The organism is Enterococcus sp. AZ188, from assembly GCF_050544075.1.
GTDB classification, from domain to species: Bacteria; Bacillota; Bacilli; order Lactobacillales; family Enterococcaceae; genus Enterococcus_D; species Enterococcus_D entomosocium.
The window spans coordinates 753,749-778,386 of the sequence record NZ_CP172943.1 but is presented as its reverse complement, the minus strand read 5'-3'; the positions used below and the strand labels follow the sequence as shown (position 1 = coordinate 778,386).

At 38.6% G+C, this 24,638-nt stretch carries 26 protein-coding genes and 2 pseudogenes; 3 read left to right on the top strand and 25 right to left on the bottom strand.

Translation table 11 applies throughout. The features are described 5' to 3' along the window. Window positions 1-173: 173 nt before the first annotated feature. From IGI86_RS03580 to IGI86_RS03565, 4 genes are all read right to left on the bottom strand, one after another. Window positions 174-1,649, bottom strand: coding sequence for a helix-turn-helix domain-containing protein (locus IGI86_RS03580; RefSeq protein ID WP_430617941.1), 1,476 nt, complete (start codon window positions 1,647-1,649; stop codon window positions 174-176). Between the two features lie 369 nt (window positions 1,650-2,018). After that, on the bottom strand, window positions 2,019-2,777 hold the full coding sequence (locus IGI86_RS03575) for a hypothetical protein (protein WP_121262254.1): 759 nt from the start codon (window positions 2,775-2,777) through the stop codon (window positions 2,019-2,021). Further along, on the bottom strand, window positions 2,777-3,259 hold the full coding sequence (locus tag IGI86_RS03570; protein ID WP_121262256.1) for a MarR family winged helix-turn-helix transcriptional regulator: 483 nt from the start codon (window positions 3,257-3,259) through the stop codon (window positions 2,777-2,779). Before IGI86_RS03570 ends, IGI86_RS03575 begins: the two co-directional genes overlap by 1 nt. Window positions 3,260-3,635: 376 nt before the next feature. Further along, window positions 3,636-3,968: a hypothetical protein gene (locus IGI86_RS03565; protein WP_226818121.1), complete on the bottom strand. Its 333-nt coding sequence runs from the start codon at window positions 3,966-3,968 to the stop codon at window positions 3,636-3,638. 135 nt (window positions 3,969-4,103) lie between these two features. Here IGI86_RS03565 and IGI86_RS03560 point away from each other — a divergent pair, with 135 nt between their 5' ends. Continuing rightward, window positions 4,104-4,784 (top strand): IS6 family transposase, encoded by a 681-nt coding sequence (locus tag IGI86_RS03560; RefSeq protein ID WP_269924360.1) that lies wholly within the window; start codon window positions 4,104-4,106, stop codon window positions 4,782-4,784. 18 nt (window positions 4,785-4,802) lie between these two features. Here IGI86_RS03560 and IGI86_RS03555 read toward each other — a convergent pair whose 3' ends face one another. From IGI86_RS03555 to IGI86_RS03490, 14 genes and pseudogenes are all read right to left on the bottom strand, one after another. Next, window positions 4,803-6,686, bottom strand: coding sequence for a heavy metal translocating P-type ATPase (locus IGI86_RS03555; RefSeq protein ID WP_081132257.1), 1,884 nt, complete (start codon window positions 6,684-6,686; stop codon window positions 4,803-4,805). 319 nt (window positions 6,687-7,005) lie between these two features. Then, entirely contained in the window at window positions 7,006-7,239 is a 234-nt protein-coding gene (locus tag IGI86_RS03550) for a heavy-metal-associated domain-containing protein (RefSeq protein ID WP_003125439.1), read from the bottom strand. Between the two features lie 146 nt (window positions 7,240-7,385). After that, window positions 7,386-8,240, bottom strand: coding sequence for a prolipoprotein diacylglyceryl transferase (gene lgt / locus IGI86_RS03545; RefSeq protein ID WP_269924359.1), 855 nt, complete (start codon window positions 8,238-8,240; stop codon window positions 7,386-7,388). Beyond that, window positions 8,225-8,563 (bottom strand): hypothetical protein, encoded by a 339-nt coding sequence (locus IGI86_RS03540; RefSeq protein ID WP_003102891.1) that lies wholly within the window; start codon window positions 8,561-8,563, stop codon window positions 8,225-8,227. The genes lgt and IGI86_RS03540 overlap by 16 nt, the downstream gene beginning before the upstream one ends. Window positions 8,564-8,791: 228 nt before the next feature. Continuing rightward, window positions 8,792-9,496, bottom strand: coding sequence for a Crp/Fnr family transcriptional regulator (locus IGI86_RS03535; RefSeq protein ID WP_269924358.1), 705 nt, complete (start codon window positions 9,494-9,496; stop codon window positions 8,792-8,794). A gap of 143 nt (window positions 9,497-9,639) precedes the next feature. Continuing rightward, a complete protein-coding gene (locus tag IGI86_RS03530) occupies window positions 9,640-10,212 on the bottom strand; it encodes a Dps family protein (protein ID WP_002292150.1) in 573 nt (190 codons plus the stop codon). A 534-nt stretch (window positions 10,213-10,746) separates the two neighbouring features. Next, window positions 10,747-10,953 (bottom strand): annotated as a pseudogene (locus IGI86_RS03525) (IS256 family transposase); the annotation flags it as partial. Window positions 10,954-11,128: 175 nt separating this feature from the next. Then, complete coding sequence (locus IGI86_RS03520; protein WP_002318452.1) at window positions 11,129-11,893, bottom strand: ABC transporter permease; 765 nt, start codon at window positions 11,891-11,893, stop codon at window positions 11,129-11,131. Then, window positions 11,890-12,543 (bottom strand): ABC transporter ATP-binding protein, encoded by a 654-nt coding sequence (locus tag IGI86_RS03515; RefSeq protein ID WP_002307505.1) that lies wholly within the window; start codon window positions 12,541-12,543, stop codon window positions 11,890-11,892. Before IGI86_RS03515 ends, IGI86_RS03520 begins: the two co-directional genes overlap by 4 nt. 83 nt (window positions 12,544-12,626) lie before the next feature. Beyond that, window positions 12,627-13,049 (bottom strand): cupin domain-containing protein, encoded by a 423-nt coding sequence (locus tag IGI86_RS03510; RefSeq protein ID WP_002307506.1) that lies wholly within the window; start codon window positions 13,047-13,049, stop codon window positions 12,627-12,629. 773 nt (window positions 13,050-13,822) lie between these two features. Next, window positions 13,823-14,164: pseudogene (locus tag IGI86_RS03505) on the bottom strand (DNA topoisomerase); the annotation flags it as partial. Window positions 14,165-14,370: 206 nt separating this feature from the next. Beyond that, window positions 14,371-14,964: an HD domain-containing protein gene (locus IGI86_RS03500; RefSeq protein ID WP_060792975.1), complete on the bottom strand. Its 594-nt coding sequence runs from the start codon at window positions 14,962-14,964 to the stop codon at window positions 14,371-14,373. A gap of 198 nt (window positions 14,965-15,162) precedes the next feature. Continuing rightward, a complete protein-coding gene (locus IGI86_RS03495; RefSeq protein WP_005225213.1) occupies window positions 15,163-15,543 on the bottom strand; it encodes a DUF7006 family protein in 381 nt (126 codons plus the stop codon). A 485-nt stretch (window positions 15,544-16,028) separates the two neighbouring features. Beyond that, window positions 16,029-17,522 carry a helix-turn-helix domain-containing protein gene (locus IGI86_RS03490; protein ID WP_142967589.1) on the bottom strand — a complete coding sequence of 498 codons (1,494 nt, stop codon included), beginning with the start codon at window positions 17,520-17,522 and terminating at the stop codon, window positions 16,029-16,031. Window positions 17,523-18,053: 531 nt separating this feature from the next. Between IGI86_RS03490 and IGI86_RS03485 the strand changes: the two genes are divergently transcribed. After that, complete coding sequence (locus tag IGI86_RS03485) at window positions 18,054-18,488, top strand: hypothetical protein (protein ID WP_005225210.1); 435 nt, start codon at window positions 18,054-18,056, stop codon at window positions 18,486-18,488. A gap of 103 nt (window positions 18,489-18,591) precedes the next feature. Here IGI86_RS03485 and IGI86_RS03480 read toward each other — a convergent pair whose 3' ends face one another. From IGI86_RS03480 to IGI86_RS03470, 3 genes are all read right to left on the bottom strand, one after another. Beyond that, window positions 18,592-19,239: a MucBP domain-containing protein gene (locus IGI86_RS03480; RefSeq protein ID WP_269924356.1), complete on the bottom strand. Its 648-nt coding sequence runs from the start codon at window positions 19,237-19,239 to the stop codon at window positions 18,592-18,594. A 13-nt stretch (window positions 19,240-19,252) separates the two neighbouring features. Continuing rightward, entirely contained in the window at window positions 19,253-20,137 is an 885-nt protein-coding gene (locus tag IGI86_RS03475; protein ID WP_269924355.1) for a hypothetical protein, read from the bottom strand. A gap of 395 nt (window positions 20,138-20,532) precedes the next feature. Then, complete coding sequence (locus IGI86_RS03470) at window positions 20,533-21,006, bottom strand: DUF1456 family protein (RefSeq protein WP_010747557.1); 474 nt, start codon at window positions 21,004-21,006, stop codon at window positions 20,533-20,535. 259 nt (window positions 21,007-21,265) lie between these two features. Here IGI86_RS03470 and IGI86_RS03465 point away from each other — a divergent pair, with 259 nt between their 5' ends. Further along, on the top strand, window positions 21,266-21,715 hold the full coding sequence (locus IGI86_RS03465) for a DUF305 domain-containing protein (protein WP_005225207.1): 450 nt from the start codon (window positions 21,266-21,268) through the stop codon (window positions 21,713-21,715). Window positions 21,716-21,847: 132 nt separating this feature from the next. Here IGI86_RS03465 and hisIE read toward each other — a convergent pair whose 3' ends face one another. The 4 genes from hisIE to hisH are packed head-to-tail and all read right to left on the bottom strand — an operon-like array spanning window position 21,848 to window position 24,613. Next, a complete protein-coding gene (hisIE, locus tag IGI86_RS03460) occupies window positions 21,848-22,480 on the bottom strand; it encodes a bifunctional phosphoribosyl-AMP cyclohydrolase/phosphoribosyl-ATP diphosphatase HisIE (RefSeq protein WP_010747556.1) in 633 nt (210 codons plus the stop codon). Window positions 22,481-22,518: 38 nt separating this feature from the next. Then, a complete protein-coding gene (hisF, locus tag IGI86_RS03455) occupies window positions 22,519-23,277 on the bottom strand; it encodes an imidazole glycerol phosphate synthase subunit HisF (RefSeq protein WP_005225205.1) in 759 nt (252 codons plus the stop codon). Beyond that, window positions 23,274-23,993, bottom strand: a complete 720-nt coding sequence (gene hisA / locus IGI86_RS03450) for a 1-(5-phosphoribosyl)-5-[(5-phosphoribosylamino)methylideneamino]imidazole-4-carboxamide isomerase (protein WP_015509107.1) — start codon at window positions 23,991-23,993, stop codon at window positions 23,274-23,276. The genes hisF and hisA overlap by 4 nt, the downstream gene beginning before the upstream one ends. Further along, window positions 23,990-24,613 (bottom strand): imidazole glycerol phosphate synthase subunit HisH, encoded by a 624-nt coding sequence (gene hisH, locus IGI86_RS03445; RefSeq protein WP_269924354.1) that lies wholly within the window; start codon window positions 24,611-24,613, stop codon window positions 23,990-23,992. Before hisH ends, hisA begins: the two co-directional genes overlap by 4 nt. Window positions 24,614-24,638 lie beyond the last annotated feature (25 nt).

Here is a 24,638-nt window from a genome sequence, read left to right as displayed (position 1 = left end):
ATTTGACTTGCTTCTCTAATAACCTGTTTTTAAAACATATTTTTGTAAGTTTGCACGTCGCTCTCTTACTTGACATTAGTTTACAAGGAAACCTAATCTACATAAAACCGTTATTTTCATGACTATATGAAAATGCATATCCACTCCTGTTCCTAGTAATTGTTTTTTGGGGATTAGAAAAAAGGCTTTCTGTAAGGATCGATTTTCCTTTCCAAATGCTGCCAATCTTGCTCGTCAGGAACGGATTTTAACAAAAGATAATCGGTCTCAATAATAAAGTCTAATAGATAACGATTATAATTTGTGACAATCAGATCAATGTGTTCCTCGTTTAAAATTTCTTGAGTGAGGTGTTGAAAAGGTAAAAAAGTCAACGTGTGCTTTGTACCAAATTGCTGGATAGCACGTGTTCGAATCTGTTGACAAATGAAATGATCACCTTCCAGAAGAAAATAAATGTTTTTCTCTCGCGAATAAAAATCGAAAATCAAATCACTGTAGATTGTTAAACTTACACAAATATCTTCAATATAAGGGGTATCTAAAAAATCTATTCTTTGATTTTCTTTTAAAAATCGTAAATTTCGTTCATAGTTTTCGTTATCAGAATGCATGAGCGCTTCTTTGATATCTTGCGCCTCTTTATTCAGTACAGGGGAAAGTAAGTGATTGACTTTCCTAGAAAGGAAGAATGATTGTAAGAAGATTTTTATTTGAGAACGACTGTCTTTAGCGAGTTCAAATACGTTTAGGTACGCATCCGTAAGCTGGGCAATTTCTGATCCTTGATGAAACTGTTTGTAGAACTTTTTCTCGGACTCTGTCTGATCTAACGTACGTTTACAAATAGTGACCAAATAGATCCAAGCAAATTCTTCTTTTGCTAATTCTATCCCGTAGAGTCTTTTGATTCCCTCGTTTAACGAATATAGTAATGAAAAACTCTTTCCCTTATAAGCTAATTCAGCCAGGTCTTTGGAAATTGTTATTGGAAAGCCAAAACTTGCCCGTTTGATGGCAATATAAAAGGTATAAGAAAATGCAGCTGGCGTCGTTCCAGAGCCAATTTCGTGTTGCCCTAGTTTGTTGTTTAATTGATTTAGAATCAATTCATGCAATTCAGGATCTGGCACAAGTGTGTAAGTCGTATCAATTCCTTCATAATAAAAATCTTTGAAGAATTTTCTAAGATTCGCTTCACTTCCTTCAATCGTCAACGGACTCGAAGACCATTGTAAACCGTAACTTGCTAATACAGTGGCTGAATTCCCTAACAAACGTCGGAAAGTGGTCTCTGAAAAATGATACCGATGTGCTAATTCGTCAACTTCTGACACATTCCCTTTAAAAATTTCTCCTATTAATTCAAATAGGCATTCATTTTCTAAAAATTCTTGTTTTTTTTCTTGGTAAATAGAAGGCTTTTTTTCTTCAAAAAGAAAACCACTACTCCCTGAAACCAATGCAATGCAATCACCAAAATAATCCTTTATGTACTTTATGTCGCTCGCAATCGTTCGTTGTGTTACTTGAATCTTTTCGGCTAGTTCACCAATCGTAAATAAACGAGCGCGTTCCATAGTACTCAATATCTGGAAAAAGCGTTTGGTCGTTCGATTACTTATGAACGCTAGTTGTAAGTCCCTAATGTTTCTCACCTCGTCTTCAAATATAAGCTTTTCTCTATTGCTAATAATTAGCATCATTACTGAAAATGATAAATACTTTTATTATTTCTCGGCACAAGAGCAAAGAGCTTAGTGCATTTTCATTTTATTTTTTTAACTTGTAATTATTTATGATTGTAATAGCTATAACATTTCCATGTGTATTTATTAATTTTTTTAAACAAACAATTTGAATTATCTTCTGTTAAATCTGAATCTATTTTTATTCAAATCATAAAAATTTTTTGAATATTCATCCTGTGCACATTGAGCTAGATATCTTACAAAGATAAAATGTGACTATACATCACAAGTGGTTTCCGATAAAGATTAAACTCATCATTTCTTTGTCTAAATAACATAACCAAGCCATTGTCTGAATTCACATGCTAAATGATACTGGTGTTTTCTAATCATATAGTTTGGTAAAACGGAAGGAAATTCAACTAAGGCTCTAAAACGAAAACCATCATGCTCTTTTTTGATTTGATGACGAACTCCACCAATAATAGTACCATCTGCCAATTTCGCTGCTCCTGCCACTTGGACAGTAAATCCCTCATTAAGTGTTGAAGTCAACCCTTTTTCCTCCCCATAGTGAGCAAAAAAACGAGTAGGGAAAGGCGCTCCACCAGTGAATTCGATGATTTCCTGTACATTTTTTTCTGTACTAATCAATACGAAGTGATCGGGATTTGTCGCTAAGTTCATATACAAGTGCTCCATCGTGTTTTCTAGCATAATAGTTTCTAGTCCATCCCTTACTTCTTCTGGAGATTTACTCGAATTTGGGATCACTACATCAGTAATGCTGTACTTTCTCCCTCTTGATATAGCAACGGCAACTTTTGAAACAACATTGCCAATTGTGTATTTTCTTTTTAACAACCTTCTAAATATTTGCGGTTCACAAGAAGCTTTTACCTGTGCTAGTTCTATTCGTGCTTTATCTAAATCTTGACTTTTTATATATAAATCAAAATTCTCACTAAAGTTAAACCCCTTTTTCTTTAGAAAATGATACTCTTTTATTAACCGACGTAGCTCCCACTCGTCAATCTTCATACTTGAAACTACTTTTCCGTTCATTTCAAAGATCATCTTTTTCATTATTTATTCTTCCTCTCTGCTAGTTTTTCTTGATAATCATTGATACTAATCGAAATAATTTCTAAAATCTCATGGATTGTCTGAATCTGTTCTGGTGAGAATGAAGTTAATCTCGCTTGTATCGAACTATACAACTCTTCATGTAGAGAATTGTGAGCATCAAATACTTTCTCCCCCTCACTAGTCAATGAAAGAAATTTGTTTTTCTTATTGTCTTTTTTTTGTGAAATTTCAATAAGTCCTAATTTTCTTAATACTGGGATCTGTTGAGAAACAGCACCTTTAGTAACTCCCAATAATTCAGCCAATTCAGTAATAGTCGTTCCAGGATACTTACCAACCAAATCTATTAAATGAATCATGCTTGTACTCAACTTATGTTCACTAGTTATGTTGATGGGTTTTTTTTGAATCTGTGTAATAAGGTTATTTACCTTAAGAAATTCTTCAGTTAACTGGATAAATTGCATTTTAGAATCCATTTCGAGCACCTCGTTCTTTAAATTATAAATAAATAGTATAGGGCTAAACAAAAAAAGTCAATAATTTTGTTTAGCCCTATACTATTTTTAAATGATTGATTACCCGAAAGAGGTTGATATGGTGGAATATTAATAATTATTTAAATTTCCCTTAATTGAATGATTGTCTAATAGCCCACTAAAGTGATAATAAATAAGTGGTCAAAAACTATTAAGTTTCTGACCACATCCAAGATTTGTCCTAATACTCATAAATCTAAATTTCAATTGAACAATGATTTAGTTACGAGTCTATGAACACAAAAATAGAGTGATACATATAAATTATAGTATCTAAAAAGAGTGTCCAGAAACTAGCATTTTCTGGACACTCTTTTTAATCAAAATATTTCATTTTCTTTTCTTTAACAAAATCATTACTACTGCCGTCAGAAGAACAATTCACATCCTCTTCATTTTTTAACGCATGTATGGAATCAAGGATTGCCTTTGCTTCGTTCTCCTTAAAAATACCTAACTCTTCTTTTCTTTGCGTAAATTGCAAATTCTCAACCGTCGCAGCGTTGCTTAAAAAGCCCATCAGTTCCTTAGAAAAATGGTTGAAAACGATCACTGTCCAAGCCTTTTCTCTTCTATCTTCAAGAGAAATTAGTTTACCACCTACATCATTCTTCATTTGGTTTAACCAGGATAAAGTGATCTCTTCCATCGACCTTCCGATACTCCCGTTGACACGCTTTACATAAATATTGACCATTAAGATAAAAGGTTCTGTTGCAAAGTTTCCCCTCAGATCTATTATAGGGTAAACTGAGTTTAATAGGAACTAGGAGGAGTAACGAAGATGAACCATTTTAAAGGCAAACAATTTCAGAAAGATGTGATTATTGTCTCTGTAGGCTACTATCTTCGGTACAACCTGAGTTATCGTGACGTCCAAGAAATTCTGTACAACCGTGGTATTAACGTGTCTCACACCACTGTCTATCGTTGGGTACAGGAATATGGGAAACTACTTTACAACATTTGGAAGAGGAAAAACAAACAGTCCATTTATTCGTGGAAAATGGACGAGACCTATATTAAAATCAAAGGAAAATGGCATTATCTTTATCGCGCCATTGATGCAGATGGTCTCACTCTGGATATATGGTTACGGAAAAAGCGAGATACACAAGCAGCTTACGCCTTTCTCAAGAGATTAGTTAAACAGTTCGATGAACCAAGGGTTCTGGTGACCGATAAAGCTCCCTCTATTGCCAGTGCCTTCAAAAAATTACAGGCACACGGGTTTTACCAGCGAACAGAACATCGCACGGTGAAATATCTAAATAACCTCATTGAACAAGATCATCGTCCCATCAAGAGACGAAACAAATTTTATCGAAGCTTACGAACAGCCTCAACCACGATTAAAGGCATGGAAGCCATTCGAGGATTATATAAGAAGAACCGAAAAGAAGGCACTCTCTTCGGGTTTTCAGTCTGCACGGAAATGAAGATATTATTAGGAATACCTGCATAAACTATAGCTAGTGTTAGACTAGTATTGTTCATTTTGGAACTTTGCAACAGAACCTTTCAACTTATACTTCATTAATCTCATGCCATTGAAAATTACCACCAAGATACTACCTTCATGAACCAACATTCCGATAGACATATTCATCCATTCGCTGAAGAAGACGCTGGTCAACAAGACCAACACTACTCCAATTGAAATCACGATATTTTGTTTCATATTATTTGCGGTGGCTTTTACTAATCCTAATGCGTGAGGCAAGTTGCTGAAGTTCGAGTTCATTAAAACGACATCGGATGTTTCAATCGCTACGTCCGTTCCGCTTCCCATTGCGATTCCAATGTCTGCTAAAGCTAAGGACGGACTATCGTTAACGCCATCTCCAACAAAGGCTACAATTTGACCACGTTGTTGAAGTTTTCCGATATAAGCCGATTTGTCTTCCGGCAACATGTGGCCGTGAGCTTCGGTCAAACCAAGTTCGCCGGCGACCACATCAACGGTTCCTTGGTTATCTCCTGAAAGAACGACTAGATTTTTCACGCCCAAGTCTTTTAATTCCTGCAAATTAGCTTTCACACCCGGACGGACTTGATCGCGAATGCCCATCAGTACTTTTAATTCACCGTCGACCGCTGTCAAAACGAGAGAGTTCCCTTGTTGTTCAAACCGTTTGACATCTTTTTGCACTTTTTTGCTGAGAGTGACATTTTCTTTTTCCATCAAGGCCACATTCCCAACAGCCACTCTATGTCCAGCTACACTTGAAACGATTCCGCCGCCTTTCACGACTTCAGTTCCTTCAACAGGATAAAAATTTGTTTCTCCAATTTGATTTAAGACCGCTTTTGCTAATGGATGATCTGATTCCCGTTCCACACTGGCCAGATAGCCAAGCGTTTCAGCAGAATCTTTTTCATACAGTTCAGTCGCTGCAACGGTTGGGTTTCCGACAGTTAAAGTACCTGTCTTATCAAATACAATTGTATCCACATTGCTGAAGTCTTGAATGACTTCACTCCCTTTTAAAAGAACACCGTTACGAGCACCATTCCCGATACCGGCAACGTTTGAGACAGGCACTCCGATAACTAATGCGCCTGGGCAACCTAGAACCAAGATGGTGATTGCTAACTCAATATTTTGACTGAACGCCCATACAACAATTGCCAGAACCAAGACAGCTGGTGTGTAGTATTTAGAAAAGCGATCAATGAACCGTTCCGCTTCGGATTTAGAATCTTGTGCTTCTTCCACGAGTTCAATAATTTTTCCAAATGTGGTGTCCTCACCAACTCGGTCAGCTCTGATTTGAATCGTTCCGTTTTCTAAAATGGTTCCTGCAAAAACTTCTGCATCAGCTAGCTTGTTGACCGGAACAGCTTCCCCTGTAATGCTAGCTTCATTGATATGCCCTTCGCCCGTAAGGACTGTGCCATCCACTGGAACTTTCGCACCCGTTTTAACGAGCAAGATATCCCCTTCATCTACATCATCCACTTCTACTTCTTCAAATTCGCCATTATCCATTTGTTTCAAGGCGCTTTCGGGTGCCATTTCAGTCAATTCTTTGATAGCAGATCGCGTTTGGTTCAATGTTCGTTGTTCCAAGTAGTGTCCGAATAAGAATAAGAACGTGACAATAGCCGATTCTTCATAATTTTGAATAAAAAGCGCACCAATCGCTGCAATACTGACTAAGACATCAATACTGATGACTTTGACTTTCATTGCTTGAAACGCTTGAATGGCAATTGGCGTAATCCCAAAGACAGAGGCGATGATCAAAGACCACTCTGAAAGTCCTACGTTTTCTAAAACAAAGTGACTGAAGAAACCGAGTGCGATTAACAATCCACTGATGACGGTGATAACATTTTTCTTGCTTAATATATATTGTTGCATGCTTTTTCCCTCCAAATTTAATTTCTCTTTTATTGATAAACACAGTATAAGATAATTGCCTAAGTAATTAATTGACTGACATCAAGTTTTGAAAAAATACGTGTCCCTTCTCACTATTTTTTTGATCTAACAGCCTCAATGACACTTATTCCTCTTTACAGTTATAACGATACCCTCTTTTTATCGAATAAAAATTTACGGCTATCAAGTTTAGAAAGTTCTCTTTTATCGTTTCTAAGCACCTCGAATCGGATTGCAACAAAAAAGCAATCCCGGAAAAATAGCTTTTCTTCCAGAATTGCCTAGTTCATTTAATCTGTTAAGCGGCCTTGACTTTTGCTTTAAGGACCGGATAGCCTACGTTTTCGATAGCTTTTTGAATCTCTTCAATCGAAGTGACAGCTGAATCAAAATTGGTTTTGACTTTGCTGGAGTTGAATAATACTTTAATGCTGTCTTTATCAATACCGTTAACTGATTTCAAGGCACCTTCAATTTTTTGCATACAACTTGGACAAGACAACGTTTCTAATTGCAATATAGCTTTTTCCATAATTCCTATCTCCTTTATGTGTTTTTATTTTATCCGCAGCAGATTAATGAACACTGCCTTTTCCTCTTTACAACTGTAGTATAGCTCACTTTTAGCAAACGAAAATTGACGCATATCAAGTTTTGCACTTCTTTTTATCTTTTTGCTCAATTCACCATCTTAATAGTCTTTTTCTGCCCCTTATTGCCATCAGAATAATAATAAATTGGTGGATAGTCTTGTCTGCGTATAAACCATACTACAATCGCGCCAATAAACAGGGCCAGAGACAAGGCTTGCGAAACGCGGATCCACTCGCCAATCCATAAACTGTCCGTTCGCATACCTTCAATGAAGAACCGACCCACTGAGTACCACAAAACGTAACTCAAAGCGACTTCTCCTTGACGCAAAAGCTGTTTTCGGTTCCGTATAGTGACGATGAGGACAAAGCCCAACAAACTCCACAATGACTCGTATAAAAAAGTCGGATGGTAGTAGGTACCATTGATATTCATTTGTTCAATGATAAATTCAGGTAAATAAAGATTTTCCAAGAATTGACGAGTAACCGGTCCACCATGAGCTTCCTGATTCATAAAATTGCCCCAACGACCAATGGACTGGGCTAACAATACATTGGGCGCTAAAATATCAAGAACGAGTGCCAAAGAAGTACCTTTTTTCTTTGCATACCAATATAGCGTACCCCCTCCTGCAATCAATCCCCCATAAATCGCAATGCCGCCATTCCAAATCGCAAGGATTTGTCCTGGATTTTGCAGATAATAACCAAGTACAAATAACACATAATAAAGCCGAGCGCCGAGGAGTCCAATCGGAATTGCCCATAAGGCCATATCGATAATGGTATCCTCTTCCAGTCCTTTTTTCTTTGCTTCCTTGGTGCTCAACTGGAGAGCCGCTAATATGCCCGCTGCAATAATGACTCCATACCAATGAATCACAACAGAACCAATCTCCACCGCATGGGGATTCAAAACGCCTAATACGAATTCCATTCTATTTGCTCCATTTCTTCAATTTTTCGCGTCATTCTAGTCATGGTGATGCTGAACAAGATTCCGGCTAAGCTCCATGGAAACCAAACAGTGAATACACTTTTATCTCCCTGGTCACTCGCTTCGTAATACGCCACTTTTCCGTGTCCGATTACGCCGGCTCCTTTTACAACTTCCTCTTCTTTTTCCATAGCTAACCTATCTGCCTCAACAACGTTAGACGTTTTTGCTTCGCCGCCAATCGTGTTCTTGGTGAAAGGGACGACAAAGAATGCACCCGCTGCTGACAACGTGATGGCAACTATCACCCAAAAATAATGCACATTCACCCCTACTTATTTTTACGTTTTGTTCGACAACCCTATCTTAAAGAAAAATAAAACAAAAAAACTTGAGGGTTATCATGTTTGTGCTTTTATTTTTCCAATGAATGAAGGTCGTTCTGTCTTAAAAAAGCCAAAAACGGACAGATGGAAGCAAAAGCACTGAGTTCTGTCCCGTTGTTAATGAAGAGCGACAGAACACCAACGTGTAGAAAAAAGTGTGTCCGATTATTCGCTGTAAAGCAATAAATCATCTAAATCCTGAATCTTGATCCTTTTCCCAGACAGCTGTTGAATCAATCCCTCGTCCTCCAATTCTCCAAATTTGCGACTGATGGTCTCAGGTGTCGTTCCTAAATAGGAAGCAATGTCCTTTTTTTCCATCGGCAGGGTGATGGTGGGAGAGTTGCCCATTTCAGGTTCCACATTTTCTGCCAAAAACAAAACTAAACGGGTAATGACACTCTCCAAGGCTACTTGTGTCGTTTGACGTTCTGAACTTTCTAACCGTTTAGACATTTCCGCCAATAGTTTTAAAGAAATAGCTGGGTATTGTTCCAGAAAATCTTGGACATCTTTTTGCTGAATCATACAGACAACGGTATCTCGGGTTGCTTCGGCATATTCCTCGTGTACTGCATCCGGGTTGAACAAGGTCCATTCTCCGGTGAAATCACCAGGGTTCAAGATCCGCACTAGCTGCTCTTTGCCAGAGTCTGCCAATCGATAAATACGGATTTTCCCACGATTGATAATATATAAAGTATCCTCTTTTTCTTGTGAACGAAACAGAAACTCTCCTTTTTGATACTGTTTCGTGTGGGCTTTTTCAGCAATGTAATTCATCGCGCTATCCTCTAAGTGATTGAATATTGGAACCAAGCGGATACAGGCTGCGTGGTCGCAAATTTCATGATGGGTATGTTTAGTCAATTCATTCTCCCCTTTATTTATTTTGTTTATATTCGCTGCTTTTATTATATAAGTCTCTTACTACAAAAAAATTGATGCACATCAAGAAAATGGAAAAAGGACTGGAAAGAATTCCAATCCCTAAATCAGCTTCTACTTTTACCTTAATCTTCATCCTCATCAAGAGCGTCATCATCTTCTAATGCTTCTTTACCAATGAACGCTTGCAGCATCCAAATGTTCTTGTCTAAGTCATTTTTAAAAGCAATCAATGTATCTTCTAAAGCATCGTCACCCTCGTCTTGAGCTAAACGAATCGCGCGAATAGTTAGGTCACGAGTGCTTCTGAAGTCCTCGATAATATTTTCAACCATGTCTTCTGCTTTAGCGTATTTATTAACTGCATCTTCCGAAAGCATCGAATATTTTTCAAATTCAACCGTTGTCGAAGCAGGTTTATGCCCAGAAGTAATTAGACGCTCCGCAAGTTTGTCGAACCATTTTTCATTTTCGTTATACAACTCTTCAAATTTTTCATGCAACGTAAAGAAATTGGCTCCTTTTACATACCAGTGATATTGGTGCAGTTTCACATGTAATGTATGCATGTTGCCTAAAAGATGATCCGCAATGGCCGCTGCATTAATTTTCGTATGATGAACATGTTCCTTGTGTTCTTGTTCTTCTTGCAATCTTTCTTGGGGTGTTCTTTCTTGAGTAGCTTTATTTTCAGTCATGATTTATTCCTCCTATAATTTTGGTTTGTTTAAAATAGCTTTCTTTGATTCCTCCTTTTTCTTTACTGAATTTAGTATAGGATAGATTTCCGTTAAAAAAATTGACGCTCATCAAGAAAAGTATTTCTTAATAGACGCCAGGCTTCTCTATTAAATTCAACTGAAATAATCAAAGGAATGAAGTCGTTCCCTCCAAACAAAAATTTCATTAAAGTAGGGCCTAAAAAAAGAATAGCAACTATACTTTGTCAAGAGACCTGACTGCTATTTTTTTGCTTGTTATTCTTCAATTACCAAATGTCTTGCCTTGCAGTATATTTAATGCTCTTTCTCACTAGTGTTGCATGCAACACTAGTGAGAAAGAGTATTAATAAGATTAACCTAGAAGAATAACTTTACTTTATTTATGTCATACCATAAATAAAAATTGAAAAGAATTTTTTATTTATTTTTAGTAGATCGATTAATAGGAGTTTTAGCTTGGGAGCGTCAATAATTTTGTGTAAATGGTTCTTTCCTACTGTAGATTGTTTCTAATTCTCCATCGGTTGACTCAGCATTTGTTCGAGCTCGCCTTCGGCCTGTTGGAAACCTTTATGACTGCGACCTAGGAATTTTTGGTTGTGAGTATCAAAAGACGAGACTAAGAAACGTTCCATCGACTCTTCATTTTGGAACTGTTCCTTGCGGTGGCTGTATTTCTTGATTTGCTTATTAAAGGATTCAATCAATCCAGTTGCTGCACTATATAAAAAATTTCATCATAGTTTCGCCCTAGTCGTTCCAAAGATTCGATGACAAAAATATCCTTCTTCCTTAAAAAATGAAGTTCTTTTTGCAATTATTCTCGTGAGGTCTTCTTTTAACTACATAAAATTGTAACCACTGGTTTTAAGAGTAGTGTATCATCCCAAATCATATAATTAATTGACTGCGATTGTTATAAAACTCACGGTAAGCCATATAACTAGCAATAAACGAAGAAATCGCAGTAACTGAAATCAACATAAACATCACAACAATTTGGTAACGAATCGCTTGAACAGGATCAATTCCCGCAAAAATCAACCCTGACATCATACCTGGTAGGCTGACAAGTCCAACCGTTTTTGTTCGGTCAATAGAAGGAGCCATGCCCGTTTTGACGCTTTCTCTTACAATACTCATGGACGCTTGTTTTTTATTGGCTCCCAATGCCAATTTTTCCAATACCTGTTGGCGTTGGTCCGTAAATTTTGAATTCAAAGACCGATAGGTCACTCCAATCGCAGTCATGGCGTTGCTGGCAATCATGCCTGTAATTGGAACGATTTGGGAAGGGGACCAGTCAATGACTCCTGAAAAAACAAGAATGAGTAAGGACAAGGCTGTTCCTACTCCAATAGCCGTCGTTGAAATTTTAAAAGAGCGGTTGATCCCCTCACTGCGTGTATGGGCGTTATAAGAAGCGTTGAACACAATGAACAAAACCATCGCTAAAGTGAGAAAGTTGTTATCCACTCGTAATACGTAGCTCAATACATATCCAATAAGGAATAATTGAACGACAGCGCGAATTCCCGCAATAAAAATGTCGTTTCCTAATCCCAATTTCTCTTTGTAATCAATCAACAAGGCAACTATCAAGAGGACAGAGGATAAAAGCAAAGAAAGATTACTGATTTCCAAATTGTTTGTCATTTCGATTCCTCCATTTTTCCACCTTTGATAGTAATCAGACGAGAAGCTTGGTCGATTTCTTCCTGGTTGTGAGTGACGGCCAACACCGTAGTTTGTTGGTCTTTCATCATGTCTCGTACTAAATCAAGGACAATCGCTCTGTTTTCTTGGTCCAATGAACTGGTAACTTCATCCAGGAGCAACACTTTCGGTTGATACATCAAATTTCGGACCAATGCAACCCGTTGTTTTTCCCCTCCTGATAGTTCCTTGACCTCTTTCGATAAGTAAGTTTCAGGTATTTGAACTCGTTCTAACAATTTTTTTGCACGTTCCCGATCAAATCCTTCTTCTCTTATGCGGGCAGGAAAAGACAAGTTCTCTTGAACTGTCTCATCGAATAGAGAAGCGTTTTGAAAGAAATAAGAGACTTCTTTTCTATACTCCACAGGATCGATTTTTTGCAGATCCGTACCTCGATAATAAATTTTTCCGGAAGTTGGGGAAAGCAGCGTACCAATTAATTTCAAAAGGGTACTTTTTCCACTTCCAGAAGGACCAGAAAAAACAATCACTTCCCCTTTGTTTACTGTAAAAGAGATATCTTGAAGGATTTGGTTTCCGTTTGCCTGAAAACCAACCTTCTCTAATTGAAACAATGAATCACTCATACCACTTCTCTCCTTTATAAAAAAGCCCTGCACCAGTGGACCATCCATACGGGTGCAGGGCTTTTGTTTCATCCTAGTGTACCTCAGTGTTCGTTTGGATCGTTTTTGGCGTCTTCATGAGTAGGGTGAACCGTTCCTTCAAGGTGATCTGGACCAGCATAAATGGTATACAGTCTGAGCGGCTTATCACCGGTGTTTTCGATGTTGTGCCACATGTCCGCCGGAACAAATACGGCGTCATCATCCATCACTTTTTGTTGAACATGTAAGTTATCTTTAGAAGGCCCCATTTTACACACGCCTTCTCCTTCTTCAATACGGATAAATTGGTCAATGCCTTCGTGCACTTCCAAACCGATGTCATCGCCCGGTTGAATGGACATTACGGTGACTTGCAGTTTACTGCCTGTCCAAATGGTCGTCCGGTAATTATCATTTCCTGTGGTGGCGTCTTCAATATTAATGATATACGGCTTCTTCCCATGATCCTTGTAGTCTATTTCCATCTTCCATTCCTCCTAGTCTTTTTACTAAAACAATGATACCTACTTCTTATTTATAATAATTCTAATTAATGGTACCACATCTAAAATTCTATGCAAAAAATTGGCTTTTTGGAGAGCGATTCTAAACAAAGACCATATAACGCGCAATTACAATTGGTACCCCTTAATCCTCAGCACATAAAGGAAAAAATATGGAATCAAAAAATAACCGATATGTACTCTGGTTATGACTTGAATCAGGGAGAATTTCAGAGACGACACATCATACTTTTTTAGTTTGCACTTGTAAACTAACTAGCGTATATTAAGTTTATGCTCACTATCAAGCGTTGTCAATCCTTTAGACTCTTATCAATTTCGAAAGAAAGTAGCAAGGTTATTGATTGTGACTGTAAAAGTGGGGTGTTCCTATAAGCACATTAAACTATCTTCTCTAATTTATCATGCTATTTAAATTCTGTTTTTTCATGAGAATTTTTGTCCAAAACTTGTTAAAATGATTTTAAAAAATACTTACATACACAATCCCCAAAAAACACTAATGTCATTTCAGTCAAAAAAGATACCGCAGAAAATTTCCACCTGAGATTCAATACGATATTACTCTCTTGACAGCCAGCTTAATTCCTTAGTTGAATAGATTATTAAAGTGCACAAAAAAACAATGCGGCGTTTGTTATATTTTCTGGTATAAGCGACGGTGCTATAAACTTTTTTGCAGATTAAAAATCATATGAATTTAACTCCAGTAATAAGAGTTTAAGTGCCAATGCATGTTTGATTTCTTCGTTGCGTTGGTAAATCAAGAACAAAGTCGGGGTTTGGACGCGTCCAACGCTAAACACGCCTCTCATGCCGTTTTTCTGCATATAAAGCGTGTAAAGACGGGTGAGATTGATTCCTACCAGCCAATCAGCGATTTGTCGGGTTTCTGCTTCTTTGTAAGTGGAATAAAACGCCTGTCCGTCCTTCAGATTTTGAAATCCTTTTTTGATTTCGCTAGTTTCAAGCGAGTTGATCCATAAACGTTTAATGGTTTTCCGGCTATTTCCCGAAAGGTTGATAATCAAGCGGGCGATTGCTTCACCTTCTCGGTCGCTGTCGGTCGCAATCACGATTGTTTCCGCTTCATCTAAATGCTTTTTGACGATCTTGTATATATTGATGTAAGAATAGACACTGTTACGATAAAATACTTTGTAAAAATATACCCTACTTCCCCGATACTCATAACCATTCCTTCTCTTCTAGTACATTTGGTGTTCATTTTGATGATGCTCTTCTACTTCGGCTCATGTTTAGCAGCTTATTGATTTTTGCTTTATTGCTTCAGCCAACCTTTATTTACGGCATCATCTATAAGTTTTCTAACATAGTCCCAAACTTCTGGCATAATTTCTTTGATGACCTCGTTTCGTTTTAATTCGCGTTCAACATCAATGTTATTTTCTAACCAGGTATTCCCGTCACAGTAGTATATCTGCAAGACAGGCTGTAACCTATCGATTGCCGCTGCATATTTTGCTTCTACGGTTGCCATCTCCTCAAACTCTTCCCACAAATCCATAAATTCATCATATTGTTCTCTCGGTAATGTAGAAAATAAACTTGTAGCTGCTTCCCGTTCTCGCTGTACTTTATCCAGGTACCCAGCTTCATCATAACAATAGGTATCACCTGCTTCGATTTCTACCATATCATGAATAATTAACATTTTGAGTACTCGCAACAAATCCACTTGCCCTTCGGTTGCGACATGTTCTGCAAGCAATAGTGCACATAATGTCAAATGCCAGGTGTGCTCTGCATCATTTTCCCGTTGGTTTCTATCATAGATCAGTGTCGATTGTCTAAGGATGGCTTTAAGCTTGTCAGCTTCGACAATAAACTGGATCCTCTTTTCTATTGCATTCATCTGTGACCTCCAATTATTTGTTGAATGAATTTATATCAAAGGTACAGCTTTTTTCCACAATGCCTCCAAAGTTGCATAAAAAAACTGCAGCCTTTTCTTTTGGTAAAACAATTACTCCTGCACAAACCTTAATGAAAGGCTCCTTTCAAACTTCCTATAACACTTTTTCCTCACGAATGATCTTTGTTGTTACTTCAACTACTCCACGGAAAAATGCAATGAATGGGGCGTAGGCGCGATCAATGTCAGCCCACATCTTTCTTTAAAATAGGTTTTGCTATCTTGTTTCGCCACTTGCAAAATTTCTGCCTCAGCAAAAGGGACCACATTGTCACTCCCCCGCAATTCACTGCATTCCAAAATAATCAAAATCTCTGCTTCTAATGTATTGATTCTCGCATACTGTTCAAAAAAGTTTTCGTGATTGATTTCTTGGATCGCTCGTTTGATTTCGAAGCAATTGGCAAGAATCTTTTCTTTGAGTTCTGGAAACTCTTCCTTGAAAAAAAGCCGCTCCGTTTCTTCCATGTAGAAGTTTAAATATTCTTCCATTGAATGGATCTTAAATGCTGACTCCATCTTTAGTCCTCCTGTTCTATTGATTGGTGAATCTTATGTAAAATCCTGTTTATGTGTTTATCGTTGGAACGAATACGTCGATGCGTACTCTATGGAAATATTGAAAGGAAATCGACCTTTAGGCTGAAATCACTAGCATTACGTTAAATAGAGGATTCGAACACTCTTTCTTACCTTCGCTTTTTCGTAAAACGTTTCTGTTGACCGAGATCTTTATGCCTGCATTATTACATGTTTTTTAGGAAAGGAGACGCCAATCATTTGTTTGTTAGAAGCAAATAAAGTCCTGTTAGATACCTTCGGGTTGGATCGTATCAATTTTAGTTTCATAAAAGTAAACAAGCCCAATAGCCGATTGAGCGATTGACAAACTACATAGGAAATCTGAGAAACGCTGTGCAAAACTTTTCGCTTCCTACTAAAAAAAGGGAGGATTCTCTGGTTTTGAGAATCCTCCTTTTTTTCATACTGTGAAATCCACAGTTTTACGTATGTTTTTGACTAAACTCATTCTGGAACTTTTCAACTGCTTCAATCAGTTCAAGCCAGCGATCCCCCGTTGGAAAACTATTCCATTTAAAAAATTGGACGTTGGGATTTTGGTCAATAAAAGCTTGCCGATTGACGGGATAATCTGTCACGACAAAATCGGGATTTTCGGAAACAAATGAAAGTGTGTACTCAAACCAGCGCTTCAATCGTTCCTTTTGTCTGATTTCTTGGATTTTTCCGAATTTTGATTCGTGAAAAATACGAACCGTAGAACGATCAATTTTCGCTACCAGAGAAAGAAGCATACTATATTGAAAAAGCAAGCGATTGTTCGCTTCATACATGGTTGAAAAAATTGGTGATTGTTGCGCTAACGATTCGTACATCTCCTGAACAAACGGAAAAATCTTAGAAAAGACACGGCGATAATCTTTGTCCGTGGTGCTTTTTCCAAAGGCATCGATCTTATTTTTCGATGCAAAAAGAAGCGAAACCGAATGAATATTCAAGGCATTGACCAACAGATAATCAATATTGCTTTCAGAAACGAGAAAAACTTTCTGAGCGTTTTCCGCAAATAGCCTTGCTGCAGCGATTGCTCGTGGAGAAAAATGATCCCCAATTGTTAACTGACTAGGAATCTCTTCAGGTAAGTACGTCATCATGACAGAAAACATATAATACAAGAAGAGAAATTCTGTTTCTGGAAGCCCATTTAGAATCAAATTGTCTCTTAGCAATGGCTTGATCAGCTCTTCTTTAAATTCTTCAAAGGAAATCGTCAGATGCCTCATCTCCCTCATCTCTTGAGGAATCTCTTTTACAGGAAAGCCTCTTTTAAAACGATAAATACTTAACGCCAACAATTGAACAAATTTCTCCTGATCAATCCCGCGATAAAAACTGGGATAACTTGTCAACTTTTTCTTCAATGTACTGACACTTTGTTTCGTCAATCCACTATAACGCACGTTCGTTGCATCATAGATCTGCCAATACATGATGTGGAAAAAATGCCGAATGCGGTATTCTTCGCCCACAAAAAGCGGTTTTCTTTTTAGGTTCAATCGAATGTGATAATTTTCAAGAATCGTTTCTACTTCCTTTAGTTTTCTTTGAACCGTGCGATTGCTGACATAATGTTGTTGGGCGGTTTCTTCCAGCGACACATACTTATCACTAAAGAGTCTGTCTAAAATTTGAAATGGCATGCTTTCTTCTAGCATGACCGAATAAAGCTTAGACAAAAGAAAATTCGGCGCAAAATAAAGCGTCATCTCTCTACCTTCATGCAACGCAATCTCAAAATAAGGATACGCCGTTTGCAAATCGAGTGCTCGCTCAAAAACTAAGACGATTCGTCGTTTTGATAAGTTTGTCTTTTCAGCAAGAACATTTAGTTTTTCACGCTCCACAGCCTGCTCAAAAAAATGCGCAAACAATTCATAAACATCTTGGTCTAATTTAGTTAAAAGAAATTTATACATAATAATACCTCTTAACTTTATTTTTAAGGTAATTATACTCCTTTCACGATCTATTTTCATTCAGTGTGTATTCATTGACTACTTATTTCATTTTATAAGAAGCTGTCTCTGAAACTATCACCTTCTGAATCATTTAGGATAAGCAAAATCATGGCTACAACTACTTAGAACTACGAGTTACTACGTCTGGAGAACATTGCTCTTTCTAACAGCTAGTTTAAGACGACAAAACAGTCCAAAGCGCTATTTATCAAAAAATTATTTTATAATAATAAAAGTAAAAAACCGTATATTTTGCTACGATAATAAGAGAGTCGGTTTTTAGGAGTATTTACAATCGAAGAGTTAGGTAGCCTTTGAGCATTTCAACAATTCCAAAAGCTTTTACTTTCTATCAATTACGCTTATATAAAGTTGAAAATTAGTACAGTTATTTTTAAAGTATCTTCGCCATAATCAAGCTAACTTCTTACATTAAATAAAAAGAATGGGGGGACAGGTGTTCATGCTTCGCTGAATGAACTGAAATCAATGAAAATATCAAAAAAAATAGTATGGTCAAGTGTTGCTAGTATTCTCGTTCCAATTTTAATAAGTCTCGCTGTCTTTGTCTCCCCTAGTAATAAACCTGGGATCGTTGTCTCAAATGACTTTGGAAAGATCACAGTTCCGTTGCGAATAAGTAGAATCTATTTAACTCAAACAAACACTGTCTTCTATCAGCCTGAAATACGCTCAGCCAAAACAGTTCTGGAGGAGGCGAATTTATTAGGAGAAAGCACACTTTCGATAAAAATCGGTGAGGAAGAAAAAGAAATTGTTTCTTATATTGATGCCAATGTTAAGAACTTCTCTCTAGAACTAAACGTGGAAGACTATGACAAAACAACAGGAAAATTAGTCTTGACTATTGCCTATCGTGATGGCTTGAATGATGAATTCAAGAACGTAACATTCGAAAGATAACTGATAAAAACCTATATTCTCGCTCATATTTAAATAGGGTTAAACAAAGAGTATCCAGAAAACAATCAATTCTGGATGCTCTTTCCTCTCTATTGAAAAGCTTTTAATTTTCAGTTTTTCTTTTTCGTCTCAAAATTACTACGAAAGAAAACAGAACAGTGATGACTCCCAAAAAGCCCATGATTCGTTGACCTGTAAGTTGTTCTCCTGTTGCAGGCAACTTATTTTTTGATTTGGTTTGTGTGTTTGTTTGCTTGCTGTTATTTCCTGAGCTATTCCCGTTCTCTTCGTCCGGCGTCTTGTTTTCTGATTCTGGTGTATCTTTTCCTGAATCTTCTCCCGGTTCATTCTCTTTATCAGCACTGTAAACATAAATAACTTCTTGGACGGCATCACTGAAGGTACCTTTTGCATTTTTAGGCGTCTTTGAAACCCGCCAGCCAGATATTTCTTTGGCGTTGCTTTCATAAGACAAGCCAACTTTTCCATTAAGGATCGTTGGTTCAGCTAATTGATTTCCTTCCATGTCTTCATATCTTACGATAACCAGTGCTGCATCACTACGTTCATAAACATAGGTAACTTCTTGCGCATTTTCACTATAAGTCCCATTAGCGTTAGTTGGCATTTGGGAAACGTACCAGCCTGGGATGGCTTTAGCTTTACTTGTATATGGTAAACCTATTTTGCCACTCAATACCGTCGGTGCAGATAGTTGATTCCCTTCTGTATCTTCATACTTGACCGTCACTGGCGCTGCATCACTACGTTACTAGCATTGGCTCTAATAGTATTTTCTCCTGAGTCATAATAGATAGTTGGGAATTTTGATGGTGTTCTGGAGATAGCTCTAACTTAGAAAAATCCGTCATGCTACTTGCATAGACCGTCAGATAATCTGTTACCCATCCACTAAGATATTGACCAACCCCAATTAATTCTTGGGCTGTCAAATAGGCATCATAATTTCCTATGTGGATATTTGAAAAAGATCCTTTTGGAAGAACGTGTGCTAGTACATTAGGACGGGTAAACAATGTTGCATTTTCCGCCATAGTGATTTGGGGAACATTCGTAGCAATAATAGACGTCGTGTATAACGCTTGCAAGTTGCTAGCGTATTCTAAACCAGTAAAATCGACTACTGTGTCTTTGACTAAAGAAGAAAAATCTAACTGTTTTAGATTCACCATATCTTCTTGAGTGATCGTATCAACTGTTTTGTTTAGCCCTTTCGCTACCTCATTTTGCAAATTCTTATCCGGCATCCAAGCGTCTAATGAAACGCTTCGATTAGAGAATGCCTCTTTCATTTCCGCTGATGATTCAGTTGCCGAGCTAGCTGTGTCTTTACTTGAATCAGGGAGGTTTTTTTCTGTACTTTCCGTCGAGCCACTTTTCTCATCATCATTAACCACTTCTTGCGATTCTGAGTTACTTGTGGTGTCACCGTTGATTTCTTCTTTTATACGAGAAGAATCGACTGTTTCAGTAGTCTCCTCCACTTTTTCTAATGTTCCTAATGTCGTGATTTCTTTGTTTGATGGAATGGTTTCCTGTTCCTCAGCCATAACTTGTGCCAAAGGTGCCAACACAGGCTGACTTAACAAGATCGCCAATGACAAATAGCCCCAAAATTTCCTTTTCATAACATTCTCCTTTTATATTCGTTTAAATACGATACGCTTTCCTATCTTTCACCTATCGACAAACTTCCCCTTCTGATGATGGTGACGACTTGTTAATTACAATCTTTAGACACAGGATACCCCTGTTCATTTTGATAGTATTACATGGTTCATCATTCTGAACACGTCAACATTTGTATCAGAAATGACCAAACTTGTCAGGTTTTAACAAACAGGTTATTCAAGCAAACAGATCGCTCACTTCACCTGCTCCTTCATGCTCCAAGCTTGGCCTCAGTTAGCGTTATAATCACTGATTTAAATTGTTTTTTTTAATTTACACACAAAAAAAGAGACACATAACATGCATCTCTTTGGGCGGCCCATTGTAAGTTCAGCCTATTATTGATTTTTTACTAGTTATCCCGATACTCGATCGTCAATCCTTTTAAAAAGTTGCGGGCATATTTGTCTAAACATGGTTTGTAATTGCGATGGCCTTCTTTTCGTAAAATGGCGCCTAATTCACCTTTTGAAACTTTAACTCCCGCTTGCTCGAAAATGTCCAGCATTTCATCTGTTGTTAGGGAAAGGGCGATTTTTATTTTCTTCAGCATCAAATTATTTACATTGCCATTGTTCAACTCTAGGACAGGTTCTGCAGCATCTGGCTTTGTTCCTCGTTGCGAGCGAATCAAACCATTTAAGAAACGCTCAAAGGCTTCATTGGTACACTCAATCTCGTAGGTCTCAGGATCTTTTTTCTTCAATAATTGTCTTACTTCTTCTTTTGTGAAAGAAGCGCCGCCAAGTTCAAAAATTTTCACCATGTCGGTATCCTTGATATCCAAAGCATAGCGTAAACGCGTCAAGCGATCATTGTGATTCATTCTATACACCATCCATTTCTTAGGTTGATTATAACAAATAAACCTAGACGAGTAATCCCGTTTTCGCTTTTTTACTCTAAGAACCCATTTGTTTTCGTTCAAATGTATATCGCTTCTCTCATTCTACTTCCTCCGCTATACTTGATTTAGGGAGTAAATTTATTCTAACAAAACAATAAACGAAAAAAAGCATCTGTTCCGATGATGTTTTGGATTGCTTTATTGTTTTTATTTTGTACACAAAAAGGAGAGGAAAGAAATGAAGAAATACGGGAAATTTTTGGTAATGATTGGGGTATCGACGGTGATTATGTTTTGTATGATGTATTTCAATGTCTACGCCCTCGATCATATCTTTTTCAGCCAAACCCGCCTATTTATGGCACTAATGATGGGCGCGATGATGGCGATCATCATGCTGTTATTTATGTGGAAGATGTATGACAACAAGAAAATGAATATCGGAATTTTAGTTGTCAGTGTTGTACTCTTTTTTGGTTCACTGTTTATGGTCAGAAGCCAAACCGCCGTGGGAGATACGGCCTGGATGAAAGCCATGATTCCCCATCATTCGATTGCGATTCTAACCAGTAAAAATGCCGATTTGTCTGATCCAAGAGTAAAAGAACTTGCAGAAAAAATCATTGACGCACAGGAAAAAGAAATCAAAGAAATGAAAGAATTGATCGAAGAGTTGGAAAACAAATAGCCAGTTTGTGTGCTCACTCAAAGTACCAGCAGATCAACTTTATCGCCACGGTTGCGAAGCCCTTCAAACAATGGCTGAAGGGCTTCTTTTTTTATCGTCAGTTGCTTTCTTTCTACTGAAAACCCCTGACCGTTATTGCATCCGTTCTTGTTTGACTTTCTTATCCACAACATGACGCTTGGCAAGCTCTTGGCGAATAGCCGCTAAATCAATCCCCATTTCTGCCATTAAAACCAATGTATGATACGCCAAATCAGCAATCTCATAAACGGTTTCTTGGCGGTCTTCCTTCATCGCCCCAATCACGACCTCGGTTGCTTCCTCGCCGATTTTTTTTAAGATTTTCTCACTGCCTTTTTCAAACAAGTAGCTGGTATAGCTGCCTTCTTGCGGCGTATCTTTACGACCTTTTATCAGCTCATACAACGCATCGATGGTCGGAGAGGATTCTGTACCATAAAGCACCTCTGTAAAGCAGCTTTCTGTGCCTGTATGGCAAGCAGGTCCGTCTTTTTTTACTTTGGCGACTAAAGCATCTTGATCGCAATCTGCGGTCAATGATACTAAATGCTGGTAATTGCCGCTGGTTTCTCCTTTGCGCCACAATTCTTGGCGACTGCGGGAATAAAAGGTCATCAATCGGTCTTTCAAGGTCAAGGTCAAACTTTCTTGGTTCATATAAGCCAAGGTCAAAACTTCATTCGTTTCCACATCCTGCACGATCACTGGAACCAATCCTTGTTCATCAAATCGTACTTGCACCATGTTATCCACTCCTTCTATTGCCTATCAAAACGCCAACGCTATACGATTCGTACGGGAATATCGACGGCCTGTAATTGTTTTTTCAGTTCTGGGATTTTTACCTCGCCATAGTGAAAAATCGAGGCCGCCAACCCTGCTTCAATATTTGGCAATTGAAACAGCTCGATAAAATCGGCACTTTTGCCAGCACCACCCGATGCGACGATCGGTAATTTGGTGATTTCGCTGACAGCTTTCAGCAAGTCTAAATCAAACCCCTGCTTCACGCCATCGGTATCCATGCTGTTGATGACTAGTTCACCAGCACCTAACTGCTCAGCTTGGCGAATCCACGCCAATGCTTCTAAGCCTGTATCTTCCCGTCCGCCTTTGGCAAACACATGCCAGTTCTCACCGACACGGCGAACATCAACGGATAAAACAACGCACTGGCTGCCATAGCGTTTCGCGCCTTCTGCAATCAACTCTGGTCTGCGAAGTGCCCCCGAATTGACGCTGACTTTGTCGGCGCCACAGTTTAAGACTCGTTCAAAATCTGCTACTTGATTGATGCCACCGCCCACCGTCAAAGGAATAAACACTTCTGACGCCACGCGCTGCAAAATGTCCGTGAATAAGCCGCGTTCTTCTGCAGAAGCAGTAATGTCATAAAAAACCAGCTCATCGGCGCCTTGTTCATTGTAAAAGCGCGCCAAAGTCACTGGATCATTGACATCTTTTAAGCCAGCAAAATTGACCCCTTTCACGACTCGCCCATCTCGCACATCAAGGCAAGGAATGATTCGTTTGGCGATCATGCTTCTGCCTCCCCTGCTGCTAAGACATCCGCCAATTGGAGACTGCCGTTATATAAGGATTTCCCAACGATCACGCCAGAGATGCCCAACTGTTTTAATCCTTTAATATCTGCCAATGAAGCCACGCCGCCAGAAGCCACGATGTCGCAATCCAATTGATTGAGTTTTTCGTATAGCGGCAGATTGATGCCTTCTCCTGTACCGTCACGTGAGATTTCGGTAAAGATGATCGTTTGCGCGCCCCATTCCACCAATTGTTGGCAAAAAGTAAACGCGTCTGTTGCCGTTTTCTCGAGCCAGCCTTCCACGGCCACTTTTTCTTCCTTGGCATCGACCCCAATCGCGATCTTATTGCCGTATTTCTTAAGCATCGCTTTTGTGAATGCTGGGTCTTTCTGGGCAATCGTGCCGAGGATCACCCGATGAACGCCTGCTGCCAAACAATGCTGGATCGTTTCTTCCTCACGAATCCCGCCGCCAACTTCGACAAACAGATTGGTTTGCTGGACGATTTTTTTTGCGACATCAAAGTAATGGAGTTTGCCAGCTTTGGCACCATCTAAGTCGACGAGGTGCAGATAGTTGGCACCTTCTTCTTCAAATGAACGAGCAAATGCCACTGGATCATCCCCAAACACTTCTTTTTGCTCATAGTCTCCTTGGTACAAACGGACCACTTTTTGATCTAACAGATCAATTGCTGGAAAAATTTTCATAGCGGCACCTCCGTAAATGCTTTTAAAATCTTCAACCCGACAGCCCCACTTTTTTCTGGGTGGAACTGAGTACCGAAGACATTGTCTTTTTGCACGATACCGGGAATTGCTAGACCATAGTCACTGTCTGCTATGACATACTCTTGGCAATCAGTAGCAAAATAACTGTGGACATAGTAGACAAAGTCTTGTTCCCCTAGCCCGCTGACTAGAGGACTTTCCTTTCTGACAGTCAGCCGATTCCAACCAATCTGCGGCACTTTCAGATTCAGTTTGGCTTCTTCAAAGGCGCTTTGCATGGAAACGATCCGTCCTGGAATCAAACCGAGCCCCGCATGTGTGCCAAACTCCTCACTACTATCAAACAACAGCTGCATCCCTAAACAAATGCCTAAAAAGGGTTTGCCAGCTGCTGCCAATTCTTGGATCGGTTCGATCAGCGACAACTCTGCCAACTTTTGGCGGGCATCGCCAAAAGCGCCTACGCCAGGTAAAAGAATGCGGTCGGCAGCTTTTAATTCTGCTAGTGAACGCGTGATTTGGCACTCAACACCCAAATAATCCAGCGAACGAGACAAGCTGAACAAATTGCCGACCCCATAGTCGATGATTGCTAACATAATACGCCCCTTTCCTTATCTCATC